Below are 18454 nucleotides of genomic sequence, written 5' to 3' on the forward strand. Positions count from 1 at the left end.
TCTTAGAATCTTCATTTGAGCAAATCGCTTTCATACGTTAGAATAGATATGTTACATTGAAAGAAGCGAACACGGTAAACTATTTCATATTGTGCGGAGTTGATAACCATGACAAAACAAACAGAATATAAGCGCAAGCCCGAATGGTTGAAAATTAAGTTAAACACGAATGAAAACTATACAGGCTTAAAGAAAATGATGCGTTCTAAGAATCTTCATACCGTTTGTGAAGAGGCAAAATGTCCGAATATTCATGAATGCTGGGCTGTAAGAAAAACAGCAACATTTATGATTTTAGGTGCGGTTTGTACACGTGCTTGTCGTTTTTGTGCGGTTAAAACAGGCTTACCAACTGAGCTTGATTTACAAGAACCAGAACGCGTAGCAGATTCAGTAGTACAAATGGGCTTAAAGCACGTTGTTATAACAGCGGTTGCACGTGATGATTTAAAGGACGGCGGAGCAGCTGTTTTTGCTGAAACAGTACGAGCAGTACGTCGTAAAAACCCATTCACGTCTATCGAAGTATTACCATCTGATATGGCTGGGGTAGAAGAAAACTTAAAAATGTTAATGGATGCAAAACCAGATATTTTAAACCATAACATTGAAACAGTACGTCGATTATCTAACCGAGTTCGCGCTAGAGCAAAGTATGACCGTTCATTAGAGTTTTTACGTCGAGCAAAAGAAATGCAGCCTGATATTCCAACTAAATCGAGCATTATGGTCGGCTTAGGTGAAACAAGAGAAGATTTAATTGAAGCAATGGATGACTTACGTGCAAACAATGTGGATATTTTAACTCTTGGACAATATCTACAACCATCTAAGAAGCATTTACCAGTTATTAAATATTATCCACCAGCAGAATTTGCAGAGCTTAAAGAAATTGCACTTAGCAAAGGATTTAGCCACTGTGAAGCTGGCCCACTTGTGCGTTCTTCTTACCATGCGGACGAGCAAGTACGTTCTGCAAAAGAAAAAACAGCAGAAGCTAAATAATGAAAAAAGAGAGCTAACGATCAGCTCTCTTTTTGTTTGTACTCTAAAACGGTATTTGTACATGTTAATAAAATCTTTTTTAATTCTTCTGTGGATAATTCAATTGTAAATTCAGGTACACCAGGTGTAATTAAAATTTTATCGTACGTATAAACGGAACTGTCCACAATAATTGTTACTTCTTGTGAATAACCAAAAGGAGCTACACATCCTGGAGTACAGCCAGTTTCCATTCTTAGTTCATCAGGAGAACAGAGCGATAAGCGTTCTCCCGTTATTTCTTTCATCTCTCCGCGATTAAGCCGATTTCCTTCTAACGTAAAAAACACATAAAAATTTCCAGATGTTGATTTTAAAAATAAGCTTTTACTTGGAGTACCTTGTAAGCCAAGTCTTTCACGTACAATCCGATCTGTCTCATAATCGAGTACCGGTTCGTGTTCGAACTTTTCATAAGAAACATTTGTTTTATGTAGTAGAGCAAGTACGTCTTCGTACATATGAAATAATACCCCTTTCTATTGTTAGAACAGTCTCTTCTCGTGGCGTCAACTGAATGTTTTGGAAAGGGATATTACTTGGACGATGCTTCCCATAAGCGTGTTATGATACATTGTTCGTCGATTGTAATTTCGTAAATATCAGGATTCGTTAAATTTCTCCATTCATTAAAACCAATCGTATGATCAAAATGCTTTAAAATGAGTGTAAGTAAATTGCCATGTGTAACAAGTAGTGTTGTCGTATGGTTTAATTGTAAAACGTCTTGAATAAGCGATATGGCACGGTCTGTTGCTTGTTTTGTGGACTCTCCGCCTAAGAAGGCAATATCTATGTTCGTAAAAGTGGATTCTAGTTTTTGCATCCAATCATCCATTGGAACGTTGCTCAATATGCGTTCAGTTAATCGTTCATCTTCTTGGATAGATAAGTTAGCTTGGAGCGCATAGGGCCGAATGGAATCGATAGCTCGGACAAATGGGCTTGAAATAATATGATCGATTTGTAGAGTATTTTCTAAGAGGAATGTAGCAAGGGTATTTGCTTGGTCTTTTCCATCGGTCGTTAATTCAGCATCACATTCTTGCCCAGTTGCTGAACAATGTCGTATTAAAATAATTTTCTTCATAATTCATCCCCATCTTTCAAGTTGACGCTATATACTTCGACAAATGTGGAAATAATTCCTTTTTATTGGAAACAGCATATGGATTTAAATATGTGGAAAAGTAATGTGGATAATAAAAAATTGAGGTGCAATGATGAAAAAAATGATATGTATCGTATTCATTATTTGTTTTCTTGCGCAATTGTCCACAACATATGCAGAATCCAACCGAAAACTAAATTATCCAAGCAATCAAAATAAGTCATTTGTGAGTGAGGATGCTTTTTATAAACAGTTAGATAAGAAGATCTATAAAGAATACAAAAATGCAGCATATAGTGTTCGGAAAAAAATCTTATTTAAAGAAGTGCCTGATGAAGAATTTTCTTTCCTACAAAAAACAGCTGTCGGTTGTCGAAGTAGAGTGGTGCTTCAAGATTTTTTTGTTCACCCTGATCGCCAAGTTTATTTTTTCGCTTCTTTTACTCAAAATGAAGTAGAAGCGTTTCATAAGTACATCGTTATAGATGCAGAAACAAAGAGGGAGCTGCAAGAGGGCAAAAGTTATCATCCATATAAAAAATAAACCACCAATTTTGGTGGTTTATTTTTTACTCCGGTACACTCATTAATTTCTCTTTCATTTTGCGAATAAGAACGACAGCGCCAATTGTACACAGAAGTGTAATTCCTTCGGCAACGAAGATGTTGATTGTTTTTGTTTGGTAAAGTGCCGCGAAAAAGTCTACAAATGCGTGGAATAGTATAGCGTATACTAGGAAGATGTATTTCTTCTGTTTTACTGCGTATAAAACAAGCATTGTAAAGGCGATTTGAAGCACGAGTGCCATAATTCTTTCTAAGCTACCAAGGAAGTATAAGTAGGCAGGTTGCTGAATTAGCATGTCCTGTAAAATGCTGAGCTCGGGTTTTTGTTCAATCAGTCGAGCGAAGCTACCATCGTTAATAGAATTAGCAAAAATTAATGCTTGTAATGCAGAAAAACCGCCAATTAAAATAGATTCAATTCCGCCGTGACCAATTCCATAAGCGAAGCCATCTTTATATTCTAGATATTTTTTTAGTAAGAAGAAGAAGGCAACGAAGCGTCCTAATTCTTCAAAAATACCAGCAGTCAATCCGCCATAAATTGCGAAGACAAACGGATTTTCTAAAAATGGAGCGATTGTTGGATTACCGCGCATAAATAGGTGGAATGGTGTTTCAAGAATTTGGGTGAATCCGATAAAGATAAGAACACCAACGCCGACCACTTTCCAATTAATATTATATTTTTTACGGAAATAAACGAGTACGATAATTGGGACCAGAATCGAGACAATGAGTTGAAAAATGATGCTGGCAATTACAGTATTTGAAACCATACTTTCACCGCTTTCTAATATATGTACATATCTATTATGCATGAAATAGGGGAGAGATGAAACTTTTAGAAAGAAAATGAATTTACTTATTGACTCTAACGTTGCGTCATACTTTATCGTATGTACTAAGGGGGAGATACAAATGACAATGAGAGTAAAAGAAGTAGCTGATTTAGTTGGAATTAGTGTGCGCACACTGCATCATTACGATGAAATTGGGTTGTTAACCCCAGATGAGACGACAGAGTCTGGATATCGTCTGTATTCCAATGAAAATTTAGAGACATTGCAGCAAATTTTGTTTTTTAAAGAGCTTGGCTTCCCTTTGAAGAAAATTAAAGAGATTATCATGAGTCCATCATTTGATCGCGAAGAGGCACTACAGCTTCATAAGAAGATGCTTCTTGAAAAGCGTGCCAGATTAGATAAGGTGATTGCGACGATTGATAAAACAATTCAGCATACAAAAGGAGAGATTGAAATGACGAATAAAGAGAAATTTGAAGGATTCGATTTCAGCCATAACCCATATGAAGAAGAAGCACGTGAAAAATGGGGAAATGCAGCTGTAGATAAAGCGAACGAATATGCAAAAGGTATGTCAAAAGAGAACCAAGAGGAGTTTAATGCTATTTATAGAAATTTAGCAACGCTTAGACACGATGCACCAGATTCTAAAGAGGCGCAGGCAGCTATTAAAGTATGGTACGATTACTTGCAAAACTTCGGTGAATATTCGTTAGATGCTTTTAAAGGACTCGGTCAAATGTACGTCGCTGATGAGCGCTTCACGAAAAATATCGATAAGTTTGGTGAGGGGTTAGCGCAGTTTATGTGTGATGCGATGGAGGTTTATGCGGATCGTAATAAAAAATAAAAAGTAAAACAGGTGGAGATTTTCTCCACCTGTTTTACTTTTTAATCATATCATTCAAAGTCTGATCTCCCGTATTGTTCAAATGAGGATTTTTACTCATTTCTCGTTTTAACATATCGAGGCTTTGTGTATATTCTGTATCATTTAATGCGCCAGATTGAAGCCCTTGAATTTGAGAAATCAACTTTTGGTCTGTTGATACATATGCTTTATAATAGCGAGGGACGATGGACAAAGCGGTTTTATATACTTGATCTGCTACGAGTTTTGGATCCGTTGTGTTTGCACGGTATACAACAAATACTTCATCATCAGTAACGAGTGTAGCAGCGTTTGTAACGTCAGGAAGTTTGACTGTCATGCTTGTAATCATTTCAGCGACCTTCTCGCGATTAATGGCCCCTACTTGTTTGTTAGATACTTCATGTTTTTGTTTAGATGAATAACCGACTCTTGTGAGCCTTGTATTTGTATTTTCTGTATGATACATGTCGTTTTTATTGGAAACAAGAACACGGCTTCCTTCTTCGCGCTCCATTTCGGCTTTATTATTTGTTTGGCAGCCTGCAAATAAGGAAAGAGTGAGAAGGGAAAGTAAAATTTGTTTTTTCACGATGTATCACCTCCTTCTCCATAGCATGTACTAATTTGCAATTTTTTGTATTTGAAATTGTTGGTTGTTATGCTTTGTGATACGATAAAAAGAAGAATGCTTAGAGAGGAAGTTAATGATGGAGCAAAAGCAAGAGCAAGAGATTCATGCTACGGTGAGCATTAATAATGTTCAGTACGAAGTAATTAAAAACTTTCGTGACGGTTTTAGTGAAGAAGCATTTAAAGAGCGCTATGCAGAAATTTTAAATAAATATGATTATATCGTTGGAGACTGGGGATATGAGCAACTTAGACTGCGAGGATTCTTTGATGATAGTAACCAACGTGCGACATATGATACGAAAATTAGTACGTTAACGGAGTATTTATACGAGTACTGTAACTTCGGTTGTGCACACTTCGTATTACGAAAAGTGAAGAAATAAAAAAATCCTCTTACAATTGTAAGAGGATTTTTTACATATTCTCGCTTATAAACAAATCGAGATATGATCGCCTTCAGAAAGTATTGCATTTGGCTTCATATGTTGCCGGGAAACATGATCATACTACAGATGCATTACGTTCCTTTTTGAGACTCCCAGGATTAAAGTCGCAAGCCTGAATCTTTGCGGAATGAAGGATGGGATTCTTGAATGACTAAACGTTCGCAGTCCATTTCTGTTTTGAACAGTCTTCAAGATGAGGGTATCTCATTGCCCCTCCTAAACCAGACCATATAGGTGCTTAGGCTGATTGACTGTTACCATCAATCACAGTTGCGTAGCGAATGTTCATCGCCCCAACGATATCACGATGTGTCTTAAATCCACATCGACACTTGTATTTTCTATCTCGCGCCTTGTTCTTTTCGGCACATTGCGGACAACTTTGACTTGTATAAGATGGATTCACATATTCAACTTGAATACCAGCTAGCATTGCTTTATACGCAATAAATCGTGATAAACGATAGAATGACCAAGTGTGTAGGTTTTTTTCGTTTTTACGGCTTGTTCTTGCCGTCTGTCTTATATTCGTTAGTTTTTCTAATCGAATGACAGAAATATGATTATCAACCGCAAAATTAATAATTTTACGACTTATTTTATGATCTTTGTCCTGCATCCATCTTTGCTCTTTATTATCTAATTGCTGAATGGCATTCAATTTTTTGTCTTTTCCTAACTTCTTACGAACACTACGAAACTGACGCTTCTTATATTTGTTTTGTCTACCATTCCCAAAGAAACGAATCTTACCATCATCTGTGATTGCTACCGCAGGGACCTTGAGGCCTAGGTCTATCCCTAAAATTTTCGTTCCTACTCCTTCATTCGTAGGAAGTGTGACAGATATTTGGGCCATCCACTTATTCGATTTCTTTGTGATACGAAGTGTGCCTAACCTATGTTTTAACAAATTTAAATTGCGATTGTTTTTATCGACTAATAAAGCGCGTACCTTTAAACGAGTTGACTTTCCATTTATCATTAACGGGATAGAAATATGATTGTAATCGAAGGAATAATTTTGATTGTTCCATACGCAAATAGGCTTCTTTAGAATCGGAATAGTTTTATAATTGCTCTTCTTTACTTTTGTAGCAAACAAACTTTTCGCATCTTTAATCGCTTGATTCTTCACCGCGCTTGGGATATTCGCTTTAATATCTTTTGTGCTTTTCTTTGTACTTTTCTTTGCTTCAACCATTTCTGATACAAGTGTATTTATAACTTTGATATATTCATGGCTACTTTGTTCCAATAAACGAATTTGTACTTTTGTTGGAATCAATTTCACTTTCACTGTCAGGGTCTGTGACATATGTTTCATCCCCTTATTTTTGGATTTCCGGCATCGGTTATTCGATAAGTTTTTAGCAACATGTTGAAATGTTCTTCTATCAATTACTTATTTCCGGAAAACTACAACAGGAAAAAGACAGAAGAAACTACTTATACTTTGGCGTTCCTTCTATTTATTTTTAATTATAATACATAAAATTGAATATTAAAAATATTTATAATAGAAAAACACCAGCTGAAAACTGGTGTTTGAGATAAATTATATAAGTTCAAATAAAAATGAGCGTAATTCTTCTGCAATTTCTTCAGTCATAGAAAATGCGTGCTCTAAGTAGCCTGGTTCGTTTAAATCGTCAGCACCGATAATTGCAAATTTATTACTTTGCATATCAAGTACAATTGTTTTACCGTAATGACGATCGGAGTATAAAAGCGCTAAATCGTGACGCTCATTTTCTCCCATAAAGCTAACGAAACGAGTTTTTGTAGCGACAGTGTCGTCGTACAGAAAGAAACGTTCTTCCATACACATGGCTCCTTTATTAAATATCTAAGTTTAAGTGTGGTTTATGATCTAAATGGTGATGCGTTTTAATGAATCGTACTGTTCTTGTTTTGTAACGCATTACGATAGAGTATGTTTCAGCTAAATCTCCGCCAAGGAATTTAACACCGTCTAATAACTCACCAGCAGATACACCAGTTGCTGAGAAGATTGCATCATCCCCAGATACTAAGTCATCTAACATAAGAAGTTGACGAGGGTCTTCTAATCCCATTTCACGACAACGAGCTTCTTCTTCTTCGTTCATTGGAACTAAGCGAGCTTGCATTTCACCTTCAAGGCACTTTAATGCTGCTGCAGAAATAACACCTTCTGGAGCTCCGCCAATACCTACGAATAAGTCGATACCCGTTCCAGGTAGTGCTGTTGCGATTGACGCACCAACATCACCGTCACCAAATAATTTTACGCGTGCACCTTTTGCACGAACACGGTCAATAATATCTTGATGACGTTCACGTTCTTGAACGATAACCGTTAGATCACGAATCTTTTTATTGTTAGCTTCTGCTACAATTTCAATTGTTTTTTCAATTGGATCATCTAAGCTAATTTTACCAGCTGCTTTTGGACCAACCGCGATTTTTTCCATGTACATATCAGGAGCATGAAGAAGGTTCCCTTTGTCTGCGATTGCAATAACTGCCATTGCATTTGCAAGACCTTTTGCAACGATGTTTGTACCTTCTAATGGATCAACGGCGATGTCTACTTCCGGACCGTTACCTGTTCCTAGTTCTTCACCAATATACAACATCGGTGCTTCATCAAGTTCTCCCTCACCAATTACAACTGTACCTGCCATGTTTACTGAATCGAACATATCACGCATTGCTGTAGTTGCTGCATCATCTGCTTCATTTTTCTTTCCGCGGCCCATCCACTGTGCGGATGCTAAGGCTGCTGCTTCTGTTACACGGACAATTTCTAGTGCGAGTTCACGTTCCAAGATTCCATTCCTCCAATTTCAAAAATCATACAAATATAACTATAACAAATAACGGAGAAAAGGTGAATTCGAAAAATTGTCGATTTTTTCAGAAGAAAGCGTTACAATTAAAATGTAAATGCTTTAATTTCCAGGTAGGTGACATTCATGTATTTTGTAGACAGAAAGAAAATAGAACAAATGCTAGTATGTTTAGAACGAGCAACAAGTACATTTCAAGAGAAAAAGATATATGAAACCGAGTTTGAATTTTACGCATTAGAGCGCATAGCCCATCTGATTATTGATACTGTATTAGATGTAGGAAATGCGATGATTGATGGATTTATTATGCGCGATCCAGGAAGCTATGAAGATATTATTGATATTTTAATGGACGAGCGAGTGATAAGTGAAGAAGATGGACAAGGGATGAAAGAAATTATCCTTCTTCGAAAGATGCTTACGCAAGATTATATTCAAATGAATCATGACGAATTATATAAGACGATTCAAAAACATATTGCAGTGGTAGAAAAATACCCAGCAAATATTCGCAGTTATTTAGAAAAGGAATTAGGACCTGTATCTGCATTTGTACCAGAATAATTATGCTTATAAGATCCCCAGAGAATGCCTTTTGGGGATCTTATATTGTATGTGAGAAAGAAAAGGGAGAAGGGTGAAGTATGGGGGAAGCACGTACTACGAAAGACGAGATTGTACAATTGTTGAAAGTAAAGGGAGAGCACACAGTAGCTGAACTAGCTGATGTTTTAGAGATTACAGAAATGGCAATCAGAAGACATTTAAGTAATCTTGAGAAAGACGGACTCATTTATTCTAAGATGGTAAGGCAACATGTCGGAAGACCAACTTATTTGTATGGATTAAGTGAAAAGGGAGAAGATACATTCCCGAAAGAATATAAGCAATTTGCGATTGATATGTTAGAAGATTTAGCTCGAATGGGCGATGAAAAAATACTTCGTTACGTTTTAAAAGAGAGAACGAAGCGAATGGAAGAACAGTTGCAAAAGAGAGTAAGTAATCAAAAGAATTTAGCATATAAAGTGCAAGAGATAGCAGCTATGCAAGAGAAAAATGGTTATATGGTTCAAATAAAGAGAGATGGAGAGAACTCTTTCGTAATTGAAAAACAAAACTGTCCATTAAAAGAAATTGCAGAGAGATTCCCGCAAGTATGTGAAGATGAAAAAGAGATGTATAATCGTTTATTTACGAACGCAGAAGTGAAAACGCTAGCAAACATGTGCGAGGGCGATTGTAGTTGTTCTTACCAAATAAAAGAGAAAAAATGAACGTTATGGGGCGCTTTAAGGTAAAGCGTTTTTTTCTTTGGAAAAAGCGGGTAATATAAGAGTGGTATGATAGGTGAGAACGTTAGCATAGAAGGAGAGACATAATGATGTATAAAGGTTACTTAATTGACTTAGACGGTACGATGTATCGCGGAGAAGAACAAATTGAAGAAGCGAGCGACTTCGTAAAAGCTTTAGGAGAGCGCGGCATTCCTTATTTATTCGTTACGAATAACTCAACGCGTAAACCAGAACAAGTGGCAGAAAAACTTGTTCGTTTCGATATTCCAGCGAAAGCAGAGCAAGTATTCACAACGAGTATGGCGACTGCGAACTTCATTTATGAACGTAAACAAGATGCAACTGTATATATGATTGGTGAAGAAGGCTTACACGATGCACTTGTGGAAAAAGGATTTGAACTTGTGGATGAAAATCCTGATTTCGTTGTTGTTGGTTTAGATCGTGACATCACATATGAAAAGTTAGCAAAAGCGTGTCTTGCTGTGCGTAACGGCGCAACGTTTATTTCCACAAATGGGGACATTGCCATCCCAACTGAGCGCGGGTTATTACCAGGTAACGGTTCATTAACATCGGTTGTAGCAGTATCGACAGGTGTGGATCCAATCTTTATCGGAAAACCAGAATCAATCATTATGGAACAAGCTTTAAAAGTTCTTGGTATAGGAAAAGATGAAGCATTAATGGTTGGGGATAACTATGATACAGACATTTTAGCAGGAGTAAATGCTGGTATGCATACGCTTCTTGTCCACACTGGAGTCACAACTGTGGAGAAGTTAACAGAATACGAAGTTCAACCGACGCAAGTTGTGCATAACTTGACGGAGTGGATTGAGAAGATGTAATGAAAAAAGCTGTTCCAAACTTTGGAACAGCTTTTTTTATTTCGTTGTGACTAGTGTCGATTTTTGTCGGTAAGTCGATATATTTGAAAAATCGCCGATATAATCTGAGTTACGCCGATATATTTAGAAAATCGCTGATATAATCTGAGTTGCGCTGATATATTAAAAAAATCGCTGATATAATTTTATTAGAATGCACGATTCACAACGTCTTTTACTTCTTCAAGATATTGTTTACGCACATCATTATCCACAGAAGGGACACTTGTATAGAATGTATGCTCAAGTGTTTCAATACCTGTGAATTCAAAAATACCAACATCCGCTGTTTTCTTCATTGCATCAAACATGCCGCCTGCTGTGTATGCCTCTTTCGTATTGCCCATTGTAGATAATAACAATCCTTTTTTACCGCTTAATAACTTTTCAATGCCGTTTTCACCGTAAGCATAAGCAAATCCATGGCTAAACACACGGTCAACGTATCCTTTTAAAATAGCAGGAAGTCCCGCCCACCACACTGGATAAATGAATGTAATGCTATCAGCCCAAGAGATATGCTCTTGTTCTTCTTTAATATCTTCGGGTGTGTTTCCTTGAGAAAATGAGATGAAATCGGAAGCGCCTAATACTGGATTGAAGTTTAATTCGTATAGATCGCGAACGCGTACTTCATGACCTTTTTCTTCTAATTCACGTTTTACCGTTTCTAAAATCGCATGGTTGAAGCTTTCTGTATTTGGGTGTGCATAAACGATTACATGTTTCATTGTTCTTCCTCCTATTTGTGGATATGTGAATAGCTATTTGTATATCTGTAACTATTATGGTTACTGATTTTATAGAAGTCAAGTAATACATATGTATGTATAAAAAGACGCTCGAAAATCGCCTTTTTATACCCCGCTCATACAAAGTACAAAGAAGACGAATAAAATGATAACAATACCAATGCCAAAGTTAAATACGAGAGTACTATCCATATATGTAGCCTCCTTGTTTGAAAGTAAAAAGCACTCTAGTTAAGAGTGCTTTTTTTATTTTGAATCTACTTTATAACTTTTAGAAAGTGATTCATACGTGTAATGATTTACATTATTTTATGTATTTATACTTTGAAATGAGTAAGTCCTTGTTGGATATAGAAAAAAAGACACTCGTTCGAGTGTCTTTTAAGATGACAAAATGTGCCAATTGCTTGAGGTTGATAAGACGCTAATTTCCGTGTTAACGCCTTTTCTTTAATCAAGAAGTGTAGCAACAGCGATTCAAATAAATTGTACCATCTGTTTAATCGCGGTGCGTATGCAATTGTGCATATTATGATCATGAGGTAGGTAATGAACTGTGAATAATTTGAAGTGATTTATTTACGATTTCTTCTGCGGCATATATGCCGATTGCGTCTGTTTTTAAAATATGGGGTTGTAAGTTATCATGCATTGCCCCTAACTCACCATGAAGTGGTGCGAAGGCATGGTTCGCCTTTTCAAGCATGCATAAATCAAGTAAAGAATCCCCAGCTGTAATAATCGTATCTATTTGCAAAATTTCTTTTATATATTGTACGGCGTCCCATTTATTAATTGGTTTTGGTACAAAGTATAGCTTTCTACCTTGAAGTGAATGATTCCAGCCTTGTTTGTCTAACCAGGAAGTGAAGGATGATAATTCATCATAAGGAATGTTCTCCCGTTTAATAATGCAATAATGGAATAGATCATCAGCTGTTTTTTGTGATATAACCCAATCTTTATGAGCTATTTGTCCAAATTCCTTTAGTATGTCGTTTCTCTCTATACATTCAACCGATAGTCTTTCTTTTACTGTCCTGTTCCAAGTACCATCTTGTTTCCCGTTATGAAGGATATTGCCGCCGTTACTTGTAATGGCGTATTCGGGAATGATTTCGTTTTGGAATAAAGCAATACGCTGAAACTGCTCAATAGTTCTTGTTGTAACTGGGATGAAATGTGAGTGCAGTTGTAATTTTTTTAGTAGTGAAATGGTTTTATGTGATATGAAAGAAATTTCTTTTCCATCTAAAGTTTCAATGAGTTGAATTGATTCATCTTCTATAGGGGCACGAAACGATTTCCGGGAATAAATAAGCGTTTGATCAAGATCACTGGCGAAAATCATATTGTTTCCCTCCTAAGAGGCTTAATGAGCCCACAACATGAATAAGCCATATTCTCATAGATTTCAATAGGGACATTCTTTTCTTTAGCGAGAAGTAAAATATGCTTTAAATCGGGATTGTTTTGCTGGCGTATTAAAATTTTCCACGGTATTCTCCGGAGTAATACGCGAGTTGTTTCACCGACTCCTGGCTTAATTAAGTTAATATCGTCAATTTTAAAGTGATTTTGGATAGACTGTATATCTTTTAATCCTTGCCAAGAGGGATCAGTGTAAGTTGAAGTAATATAACGTAATTGATTATCTATATGAGAATGAACAGAAGGGAATAAATCTGTTACCTCATCAACGAAGAAATTTGATAAATCTTCTTGTTCTAGCTCTTTATAATATTTAACACCATGAAAATCATTTGGACCGATATAGGTGTCATTTAGTACAGTGCGGCTAATTAGTCCAGAGACTGTTGCATTTAAGCAAGCGCTAGGAATAAGAAAATCTTCACGTGTACCGTAAATTGAAGTACAGTAACCGGGATCAGCAAGCACAGCCATACAATGAGAAATGTGTGTATTATTTCGTTCGTTAAATGTGTGTACTGCATATTCTAATTCTTTTTTTATTGCACCTTTCCCAGTCCACCCATCAATGAATTGAATTGTTTCTTTAGGGTGATGTTCCAAAATATAATGGAGTGCATTTTCATCAATACCGCGTCCGCGAACAATAGAAATACAATAGTGAGGTACATCAAGGTTGTATTGATAGCGTATGTAGCGTTTGATAAGAATGCCAATAGGTGTACCAGCACGAGCTAATGAAACGAGGACAAGGTTAGTTCCTTTAGTTTGTATAATCTGTTCGGCGACAACTCCAACAGCGATGGCTAGTTTGTGTTTGTATTGTTGCAGGGAAGAAAAGAATAAATCCATATACGCTTTAGATGGTTTATATTCCATTGGTAACATTTCGGAATAATGTGTGCCAGCTTGAATTGCTTGTTCTCTAGTTTCCGTGGAACTTTCTTTCATTAAATCACTAATATCTTTTAATAGAAAAATAGCATCATTTGGATTGTAACTACTAATATGAGAATTTACTTTTACCATAATTATCAACCTTCCTTTTCTATACTATTTGAAAATGAGACGATATGAATAAAGGGAATAACTGTTTGTAACTGCTGTAGAAGAGGAAACAGGGCTTTTTCTCCTAAATCACGCTCAATAAAAACAAATACTTCATCGTAATCATGAGGTGAAATATTATAAAAGTAATTTGTAATAGTAGAATCTTCAGGACTTGGATATGAGAAATGATTATGAATGGCATAGTTCACATCATTTGAAACAGGATGGATAGGGCTTCTTGTTGTAGATTGATATAAAATATTTTCACCCATTTCAGCAGCAATTTTCATTGGGATATACATAAATTCACCCGTTCCGAGACAGAGTGTTCGTTTTCCAACTCTTTCTCTTTTTAAAGCTTTTCCTGCTTCTTGAGCGAAAGAATGAATGTGCTTTTGTTCATATGCTGAAATGCCAAATCGCCCAGTATATTTTATATAATTTGATGTATAGGGTGATTTTGGGCAGGTAAGGGTATGCTTTTTGAAATCAGGTTTTATTTCTTTAATTTGAATATCTGTTTTTGCAATATTTAATGGTTGGCCAGTTGTATGAATACTGCCTTCTAATAAAGAAATAACATGAATCTTAATTTGAAGTTCTTCTTCTAATTGTTTAAATTGTTTTCTATTAGTATGAGAACGCCAGTCTAATAAAGAAGCAATTATATATTCTCCTCTTGGGAATTTATTTTGAATAGATCTAATAATATTTAATGCTGTTTTTCCTGTTGTCATCTCATCATCTACGAGAACAATTGGATTGTTGTTTTGAAAAAAACTTTCATCTACATAACAACGGTGCGATGTTGCATGAGAATGTTCTTCCTCAAATGTAATGACAGATTCTAGGTGGGGTATCGATTCCCTAGTTGTATGCACATACTTTGCATTTTGAAAGCATTGAAACATAGAATGACCAAGTGCTGTCGCTGTTTCAGCGAATCCGATGAACAAAACTTCTTCTTGCAGAGGATATTGATAACGAAATACTTCCTCTGGGATTTCATCAATTTCTAATGAAATGAGATTTAAAATTTCTTTTTGAAATGGATGAGAAGTATTATGTAGTATTTCCATATATCTTGCAGCGAGAGCAACTCCACTTGATAGGGAGACTGCAGGTTTAATAGGAAGATGCTTTCCAAGGATTGTACTCACAAATAAAAAACTACGTTTCTTATTTATTCTCGCAGCCATTTGAAAAAGCTTGTCTAGCGCTAAATTATATGGATTATCACGTACTTCTACATGGACTTGTATATTATTTAAAACGTTATACGTGTTGCTTTGCGTTTGTAATAAGGAGATCGGTAAATTGTTTGTTTTCATGTAGCACCCCGTAAATATTAGATTTTAAAATGGTTTTGTGAGCCCAGCCATAATGTGGCTTTACTTCATTCATTTTGTTAGAAAAACTACTTTTTAGCACTCCATTATACGTATCTGCATTTTGTAAAATGGATCTCGCATCTAAATAATCTTCCATTGTGACAATATGCATTGCCTGTACAACTTTAATATGAGATGGGTGAATAACTGTCTTACCGATTAATCCATTTGCATGGTCGAGTGATACCTCTTGGATGAGCCCTTCTTCATAATCATTAGAAAAATATTCCCATACACATCCTGAAATAATATATTCATTTGTTGCCCTTGAGAAAACGTTAATAATGTCCGAAATACAATCACGAACAACAGTAATATGATAGATAGGTGTGTATTTATTACGCCGAATACTAAATATACTTGAAAAGTCAGTAGCACCAATACGTACATTTAAGATGTGATCACGATAGGAATCTAGTAAATCCTTTATTTGTAATAATGATTCTATCCGTGTTTCTTTATACATAATTTCTGGTGATTCTAAAATCGGCATTCCATAAAGTGATAATGAGTATAACTCGTTTATATATGCAAGCTGATTGATATAAGCCTTTCCATTAATCGGTGTGAATTTTGGAAAGACAAAACCACATAAACAATGAACAGCACTACCTAATTCAGTAACAATTGTCTTCATTTGACTTGGCTGTCGAACTCTAATAAAAAGAAGTGGGATGTCTGCTTGATTTAGTATGTTGGCACTGACTAAGTTGGCGATTTGCTGTATTTGAACGACGATGTTTTGCTCTGCAAGTTTTACTTCTTCATCGCTGATAGCGTCCTCTAGACAAAGAATAATTGAGGTAGCATCCACATGTTTCTTTCTAATTATATCTTCCGCAATCGTTTCTTTCGTGCCAGGAGTATATAGTGTGGCGCCTAGTGCGTAAGCTAGTTGTTCTTTCCCTATATTTTTTGAAAAACTAAGAGGTTCTTTATAGAAAAAATTTTGCCGTTCTTCTAAGGAGAGGTAAGAAAAGTAATTCAAATTGTCACCACCTTATTTGTAATGATTCTGTTTAATCGTAACATAATAAGAAAAATCTTCCATAAAAATGAAGCGAGAAATTAAAAAAATATATTGAGAAAGATGAATTATAAGATGAATATCGAATATTGTTAATAGAAATATAATAGGGGGAAAGAGAAAGTGGATATACATAAGTTAACAGAGGAAGAAGCAAATGAGATAAATACGTGGACGTACGAGGAACCATATAGTTTATATAGTTTTTCAGGCGAGAAAGAAGTAATAGAAGAGCTATTAGATGGAACGTATTATGGCTGTTGTGTCGATCAAGGAGAGTTCATCGGCTATTTTTGTTTTGGAGAAAATGCACAAGTACCAGGTGGAAGAGATGCTAATTTATATGGTGGAGAAGATGTGATTGATATCGGACTTGGTATGAAGCCGGCGTTAACTGGGAAAGGAATGGGGAAAGAATTTTTCCAAGCTGGAATAGCGTTTGCCACGAAAGAGTTTAACGCAAACATGTTTCGATTAAGCGTAGCAACATTTAATACAAGAGCGATTACGCTATATAAAAATATCGGATTTAAGCAAGGGCCTATTTTTTTGAGTCGCGGAAGAGAATTTATGCTTATGGAATACGAAAGACCGTCAGCATGAAACTGACGGTCTAGAAAACATTATTATTCCGAGTGATCAGCTCGGTGCGCTAAACGGCTTGAGGCAGCGGCAGCAATTCCGCCAACGATATCGTCAAGGAACGTGTGCACTTTTCCAGTTGATTTATCATTTAAGTATTCTAAAATACCAGGTTTTAATTTATCGATATATCCAAAGTTCGTGAAACCGATAGATCCGTATACATTCACGATAGAAAGTGCTATAACTTCATCAATTCCGTATAAGCCTTCATCACGTTTTACAATATCTTGTAACGGCTCACTTAGCATTCCCTTTTCAGCAAGGACATCAAGCTCGATACCAGTAATCAGTGCGTTTTGTACTTCACGTTTTGATAGTACACGTTCTACATTGTAACGGCATTCTGACATCTCTAAATTTGGATGATATTTTTTTTGAAGAAAATGAACAAGTTCAGCAATATCGTCAATTGTTACACCGCGTTCTTGTAATAGTTGTAATGCTCTTTCTTGTAGTTGATTTGATTCTTTCATGTTTATCACCTTTTTTTCTTTTTAGTATTTGTATACGTTTCGTTGCTTTATCATGTGCATAGGAATGAAAGGCGAGCACAAGCTCATATATATAAAGAAAAACCATAGGTGGCGACTGCGATGATTCAGCATATTTATGAGCATTATCACATGCATGTTAAAGAATTAATCCCCCTTGGCCCCTATAAAAGCTTTTGGATTCGCAACAAAATTTATGTACTTGTTCCAATTGGAGAAATGGAGGAAGAAGTACTTGTAGAGATGAAAAAGCTCAGTGATTATATGAACCAGCAAGGGGATATAACTGTAGCGACTTTCGTTCCGACTATACACGGCTACTATGTAAGTGAGATAGAAGAACAAAATTACTGCTTATTAAAAGGTATGCGCACGTTAGAACGACATGCTATGTCATTAGGAAGTGAACTTTCTATATTCCATAAACGAGGTGCATTCTTTCCAGAAGAAATCGAGCAATTAAGCCGCATTGGTGAATGGAAAGCGTTATGGGAAAAGAGACTCGATCAGTTAGAAAAGTTTTGGCAATCGCAAGTGATGAACCACCCTACAGACGTATTCGATCAATTGTTTATTGAATCCTTCCCGTATTACTTAGGAGTTGCAGAAAATGCAATTCAATATGTTGTCGATACAGAAATGGATGATACGCCGCAACTAACGGATGCAGCAACAATTTGCCAAGAACGATTCACACCTTTATTATGGCATCAAACGAAGCGGCTCAAACTTCCTTTTGATTGGGTGTATGATCACCCGAGTCGAGATATTGCAGAATGGATCCGCCATATGACGATAGAAAAAAAGAAAGACTGGGAGCAAACAATCGTTCAATTTGTTACAGATTATGAACGTAATTATTCGCTATCCTCATTTGGTTGGCGCTTATTATTTGCAAGGCTCCTGTTCCCGCTTCACTATTTTGAAACGGTCGAACGATATTACCAAACTGGAAACGAAGAACAAAAAAGCATATATAGAGATCGCTTAGAAGCCATTTTACACGATGTGAACCGCTCAGAGCAATTTATGAAGCATTTTTATGGCTCACTTCGTTTACCAGTAGATAAGCTTGGGATTAGAAAATTAGATTGGTTATCTTAAAAATATAAAAAAGAGACCGAGTGAGGTCTCTTTTTTATATACCACAATTTTATGTAATAC

At 36.1% G+C, this 18454-nt stretch carries 22 protein-coding genes; 9 read left to right on the forward strand and 13 right to left on the reverse strand.

The genetic code is table 11. The features are described from left to right. Positions 1–108: 108 nt before the first annotated feature. Positions 109–1005, forward strand: a complete 897-nt coding sequence (gene lipA / locus MRP26_RS14385) for a lipoyl synthase (protein WP_000166367.1) — start codon at positions 109–111, stop codon at positions 1003–1005. Between the two features lie 20 nt (positions 1006–1025). Here lipA and MRP26_RS14390 read toward each other — a convergent pair whose 3' ends face one another. After that, complete coding sequence (locus MRP26_RS14390) at positions 1026–1505, reverse strand: YbaK/EbsC family protein (RefSeq protein ID WP_000272751.1); 480 nt, start codon at positions 1503–1505, stop codon at positions 1026–1028. A gap of 74 nt (positions 1506–1579) precedes the next feature. Then, positions 1580–2134, reverse strand: coding sequence for a histidine phosphatase family protein (locus tag MRP26_RS14395; RefSeq protein ID WP_088022016.1), 555 nt, complete (start codon positions 2132–2134; stop codon positions 1580–1582). A 133-nt stretch (positions 2135–2267) separates the two neighbouring features. On the opposite strand from MRP26_RS14395, the gene MRP26_RS14400 reads away from it, so the two are divergent. Further along, positions 2268–2699 (forward strand): hypothetical protein, encoded by a 432-nt coding sequence (locus tag MRP26_RS14400; RefSeq protein WP_078401284.1) that lies wholly within the window; start codon positions 2268–2270, stop codon positions 2697–2699. 25 nt (positions 2700–2724) lie between these two features. On the opposite strand, the gene MRP26_RS14405 is transcribed toward MRP26_RS14400, so the two are convergent. Further along, positions 2725–3540 (reverse strand): YhfC family intramembrane metalloprotease, encoded by an 816-nt coding sequence (locus MRP26_RS14405; RefSeq protein WP_016079840.1) that lies wholly within the window; start codon positions 3538–3540, stop codon positions 2725–2727. Positions 3541–3640: 100 nt separating this feature from the next. Between MRP26_RS14405 and MRP26_RS14410 the strand changes: the two genes are divergently transcribed. Further along, positions 3641–4375, forward strand: a complete 735-nt coding sequence (locus MRP26_RS14410) for a MerR family transcriptional regulator (RefSeq protein ID WP_242806218.1) — start codon at positions 3641–3643, stop codon at positions 4373–4375. A gap of 34 nt (positions 4376–4409) precedes the next feature. On the opposite strand, the gene MRP26_RS14415 is transcribed toward MRP26_RS14410, so the two are convergent. Further along, positions 4410–4988, reverse strand: coding sequence for a YhcN/YlaJ family sporulation lipoprotein (locus tag MRP26_RS14415; protein WP_016079842.1), 579 nt, complete (start codon positions 4986–4988; stop codon positions 4410–4412). A gap of 115 nt (positions 4989–5103) precedes the next feature. On the opposite strand from MRP26_RS14415, the gene MRP26_RS14420 reads away from it, so the two are divergent. Next, the gene (locus MRP26_RS14420) at positions 5104–5415 is read left to right on the forward strand and encodes a YutD family protein (RefSeq protein WP_000970508.1); all 312 of its coding nucleotides are present in this window, start codon (positions 5104–5106) and stop codon (positions 5413–5415) included. Between the two features lie 301 nt (positions 5416–5716). On the opposite strand, the gene MRP26_RS14425 is transcribed toward MRP26_RS14420, so the two are convergent. The 3 genes from MRP26_RS14425 to glpX all read right to left on the reverse strand — a co-directional run bounded on the left by MRP26_RS14425 (position 5717) and on the right by glpX (position 8291). Continuing rightward, positions 5717–6796, reverse strand: coding sequence for an RNA-guided endonuclease InsQ/TnpB family protein (locus tag MRP26_RS14425; RefSeq protein ID WP_197242262.1), 1080 nt, complete (start codon positions 6794–6796; stop codon positions 5717–5719). A 240-nt stretch (positions 6797–7036) separates the two neighbouring features. Beyond that, entirely contained in the window at positions 7037–7303 is a 267-nt protein-coding gene (locus MRP26_RS14430; RefSeq protein ID WP_000392611.1) for a DUF3055 domain-containing protein, read from the reverse strand. A 16-nt stretch (positions 7304–7319) separates the two neighbouring features. Then, the gene (gene glpX, locus MRP26_RS14435) at positions 7320–8291 is read right to left on the reverse strand and encodes a class II fructose-bisphosphatase (protein WP_000439090.1); all 972 of its coding nucleotides are present in this window, start codon (positions 8289–8291) and stop codon (positions 7320–7322) included. 147 nt (positions 8292–8438) lie between these two features. On the opposite strand from glpX, the gene MRP26_RS14440 reads away from it, so the two are divergent. The 3 genes from MRP26_RS14440 to MRP26_RS14450 all read left to right on the forward strand — a co-directional run bounded on the left by MRP26_RS14440 (position 8439) and on the right by MRP26_RS14450 (position 10464). Then, on the forward strand, positions 8439–8879 hold the full coding sequence (locus tag MRP26_RS14440) for a DUF86 domain-containing protein (protein ID WP_000274010.1): 441 nt from the start codon (positions 8439–8441) through the stop codon (positions 8877–8879). Between the two features lie 80 nt (positions 8880–8959). Continuing rightward, positions 8960–9592, forward strand: a complete 633-nt coding sequence (locus MRP26_RS14445; protein ID WP_000503349.1) for a helix-turn-helix transcriptional regulator — start codon at positions 8960–8962, stop codon at positions 9590–9592. 107 nt (positions 9593–9699) lie between these two features. After that, complete coding sequence (locus MRP26_RS14450; RefSeq protein WP_000276470.1) at positions 9700–10464, forward strand: TIGR01457 family HAD-type hydrolase; 765 nt, start codon at positions 9700–9702, stop codon at positions 10462–10464. 188 nt (positions 10465–10652) lie between these two features. Here MRP26_RS14450 and MRP26_RS14455 read toward each other — a convergent pair whose 3' ends face one another. The 5 genes from MRP26_RS14455 to MRP26_RS14475 form a co-directional block, all read right to left on the reverse strand. Beyond that, positions 10653–11234 carry an NAD(P)H-dependent oxidoreductase gene (locus MRP26_RS14455; RefSeq protein WP_000683411.1) on the reverse strand — a complete coding sequence of 194 codons (582 nt, stop codon included), beginning with the start codon at positions 11232–11234 and terminating at the stop codon, positions 10653–10655. A gap of 556 nt (positions 11235–11790) precedes the next feature. Further along, positions 11791–12606 (reverse strand): HAD family hydrolase, encoded by an 816-nt coding sequence (locus MRP26_RS14460; protein ID WP_000575380.1) that lies wholly within the window; start codon positions 12604–12606, stop codon positions 11791–11793. Beyond that, positions 12603–13715, reverse strand: coding sequence for a cysteine protease StiP family protein (locus MRP26_RS14465; RefSeq protein ID WP_242806219.1), 1113 nt, complete (start codon positions 13713–13715; stop codon positions 12603–12605). The genes MRP26_RS14460 and MRP26_RS14465 overlap by 4 nt, the downstream gene beginning before the upstream one ends. Before the next feature lie 5 nt (positions 13716–13720). Beyond that, a complete protein-coding gene (locus MRP26_RS14470; protein ID WP_197242258.1) occupies positions 13721–15067 on the reverse strand; it encodes a phosphoribosyltransferase family protein in 1347 nt (448 codons plus the stop codon). Beyond that, positions 15012–16115, reverse strand: coding sequence for an HpcH/HpaI aldolase/citrate lyase family protein (locus tag MRP26_RS14475; protein WP_197242257.1), 1104 nt, complete (start codon positions 16113–16115; stop codon positions 15012–15014). Before MRP26_RS14475 ends, MRP26_RS14470 begins: the two co-directional genes overlap by 56 nt. A 162-nt stretch (positions 16116–16277) precedes the next feature. Here MRP26_RS14475 and MRP26_RS14480 point away from each other — a divergent pair, with 162 nt between their 5' ends. After that, a complete protein-coding gene (locus tag MRP26_RS14480) occupies positions 16278–16757 on the forward strand; it encodes a GNAT family N-acetyltransferase (RefSeq protein WP_197242255.1) in 480 nt (159 codons plus the stop codon). Between the two features lie 23 nt (positions 16758–16780). On the opposite strand, the gene MRP26_RS14485 is transcribed toward MRP26_RS14480, so the two are convergent. Then, a complete protein-coding gene (locus MRP26_RS14485; RefSeq protein WP_000665102.1) occupies positions 16781–17272 on the reverse strand; it encodes a phosphatidylglycerophosphatase A family protein in 492 nt (163 codons plus the stop codon). Between the two features lie 120 nt (positions 17273–17392). Between MRP26_RS14485 and yutH the strand changes: the two genes are divergently transcribed. Next, positions 17393–18394 (forward strand): spore coat putative kinase YutH, encoded by a 1002-nt coding sequence (gene yutH, locus MRP26_RS14490; protein ID WP_197242254.1) that lies wholly within the window; start codon positions 17393–17395, stop codon positions 18392–18394. Positions 18395–18454 lie beyond the last annotated feature (60 nt).

It is taken from the genome of Bacillus sp. CCB-MMP212 (assembly GCF_022748145.1).
Lineage (GTDB): Bacteria > Bacillota > Bacilli > Bacillales > Bacillaceae_G > Bacillus_A > Bacillus_A cereus.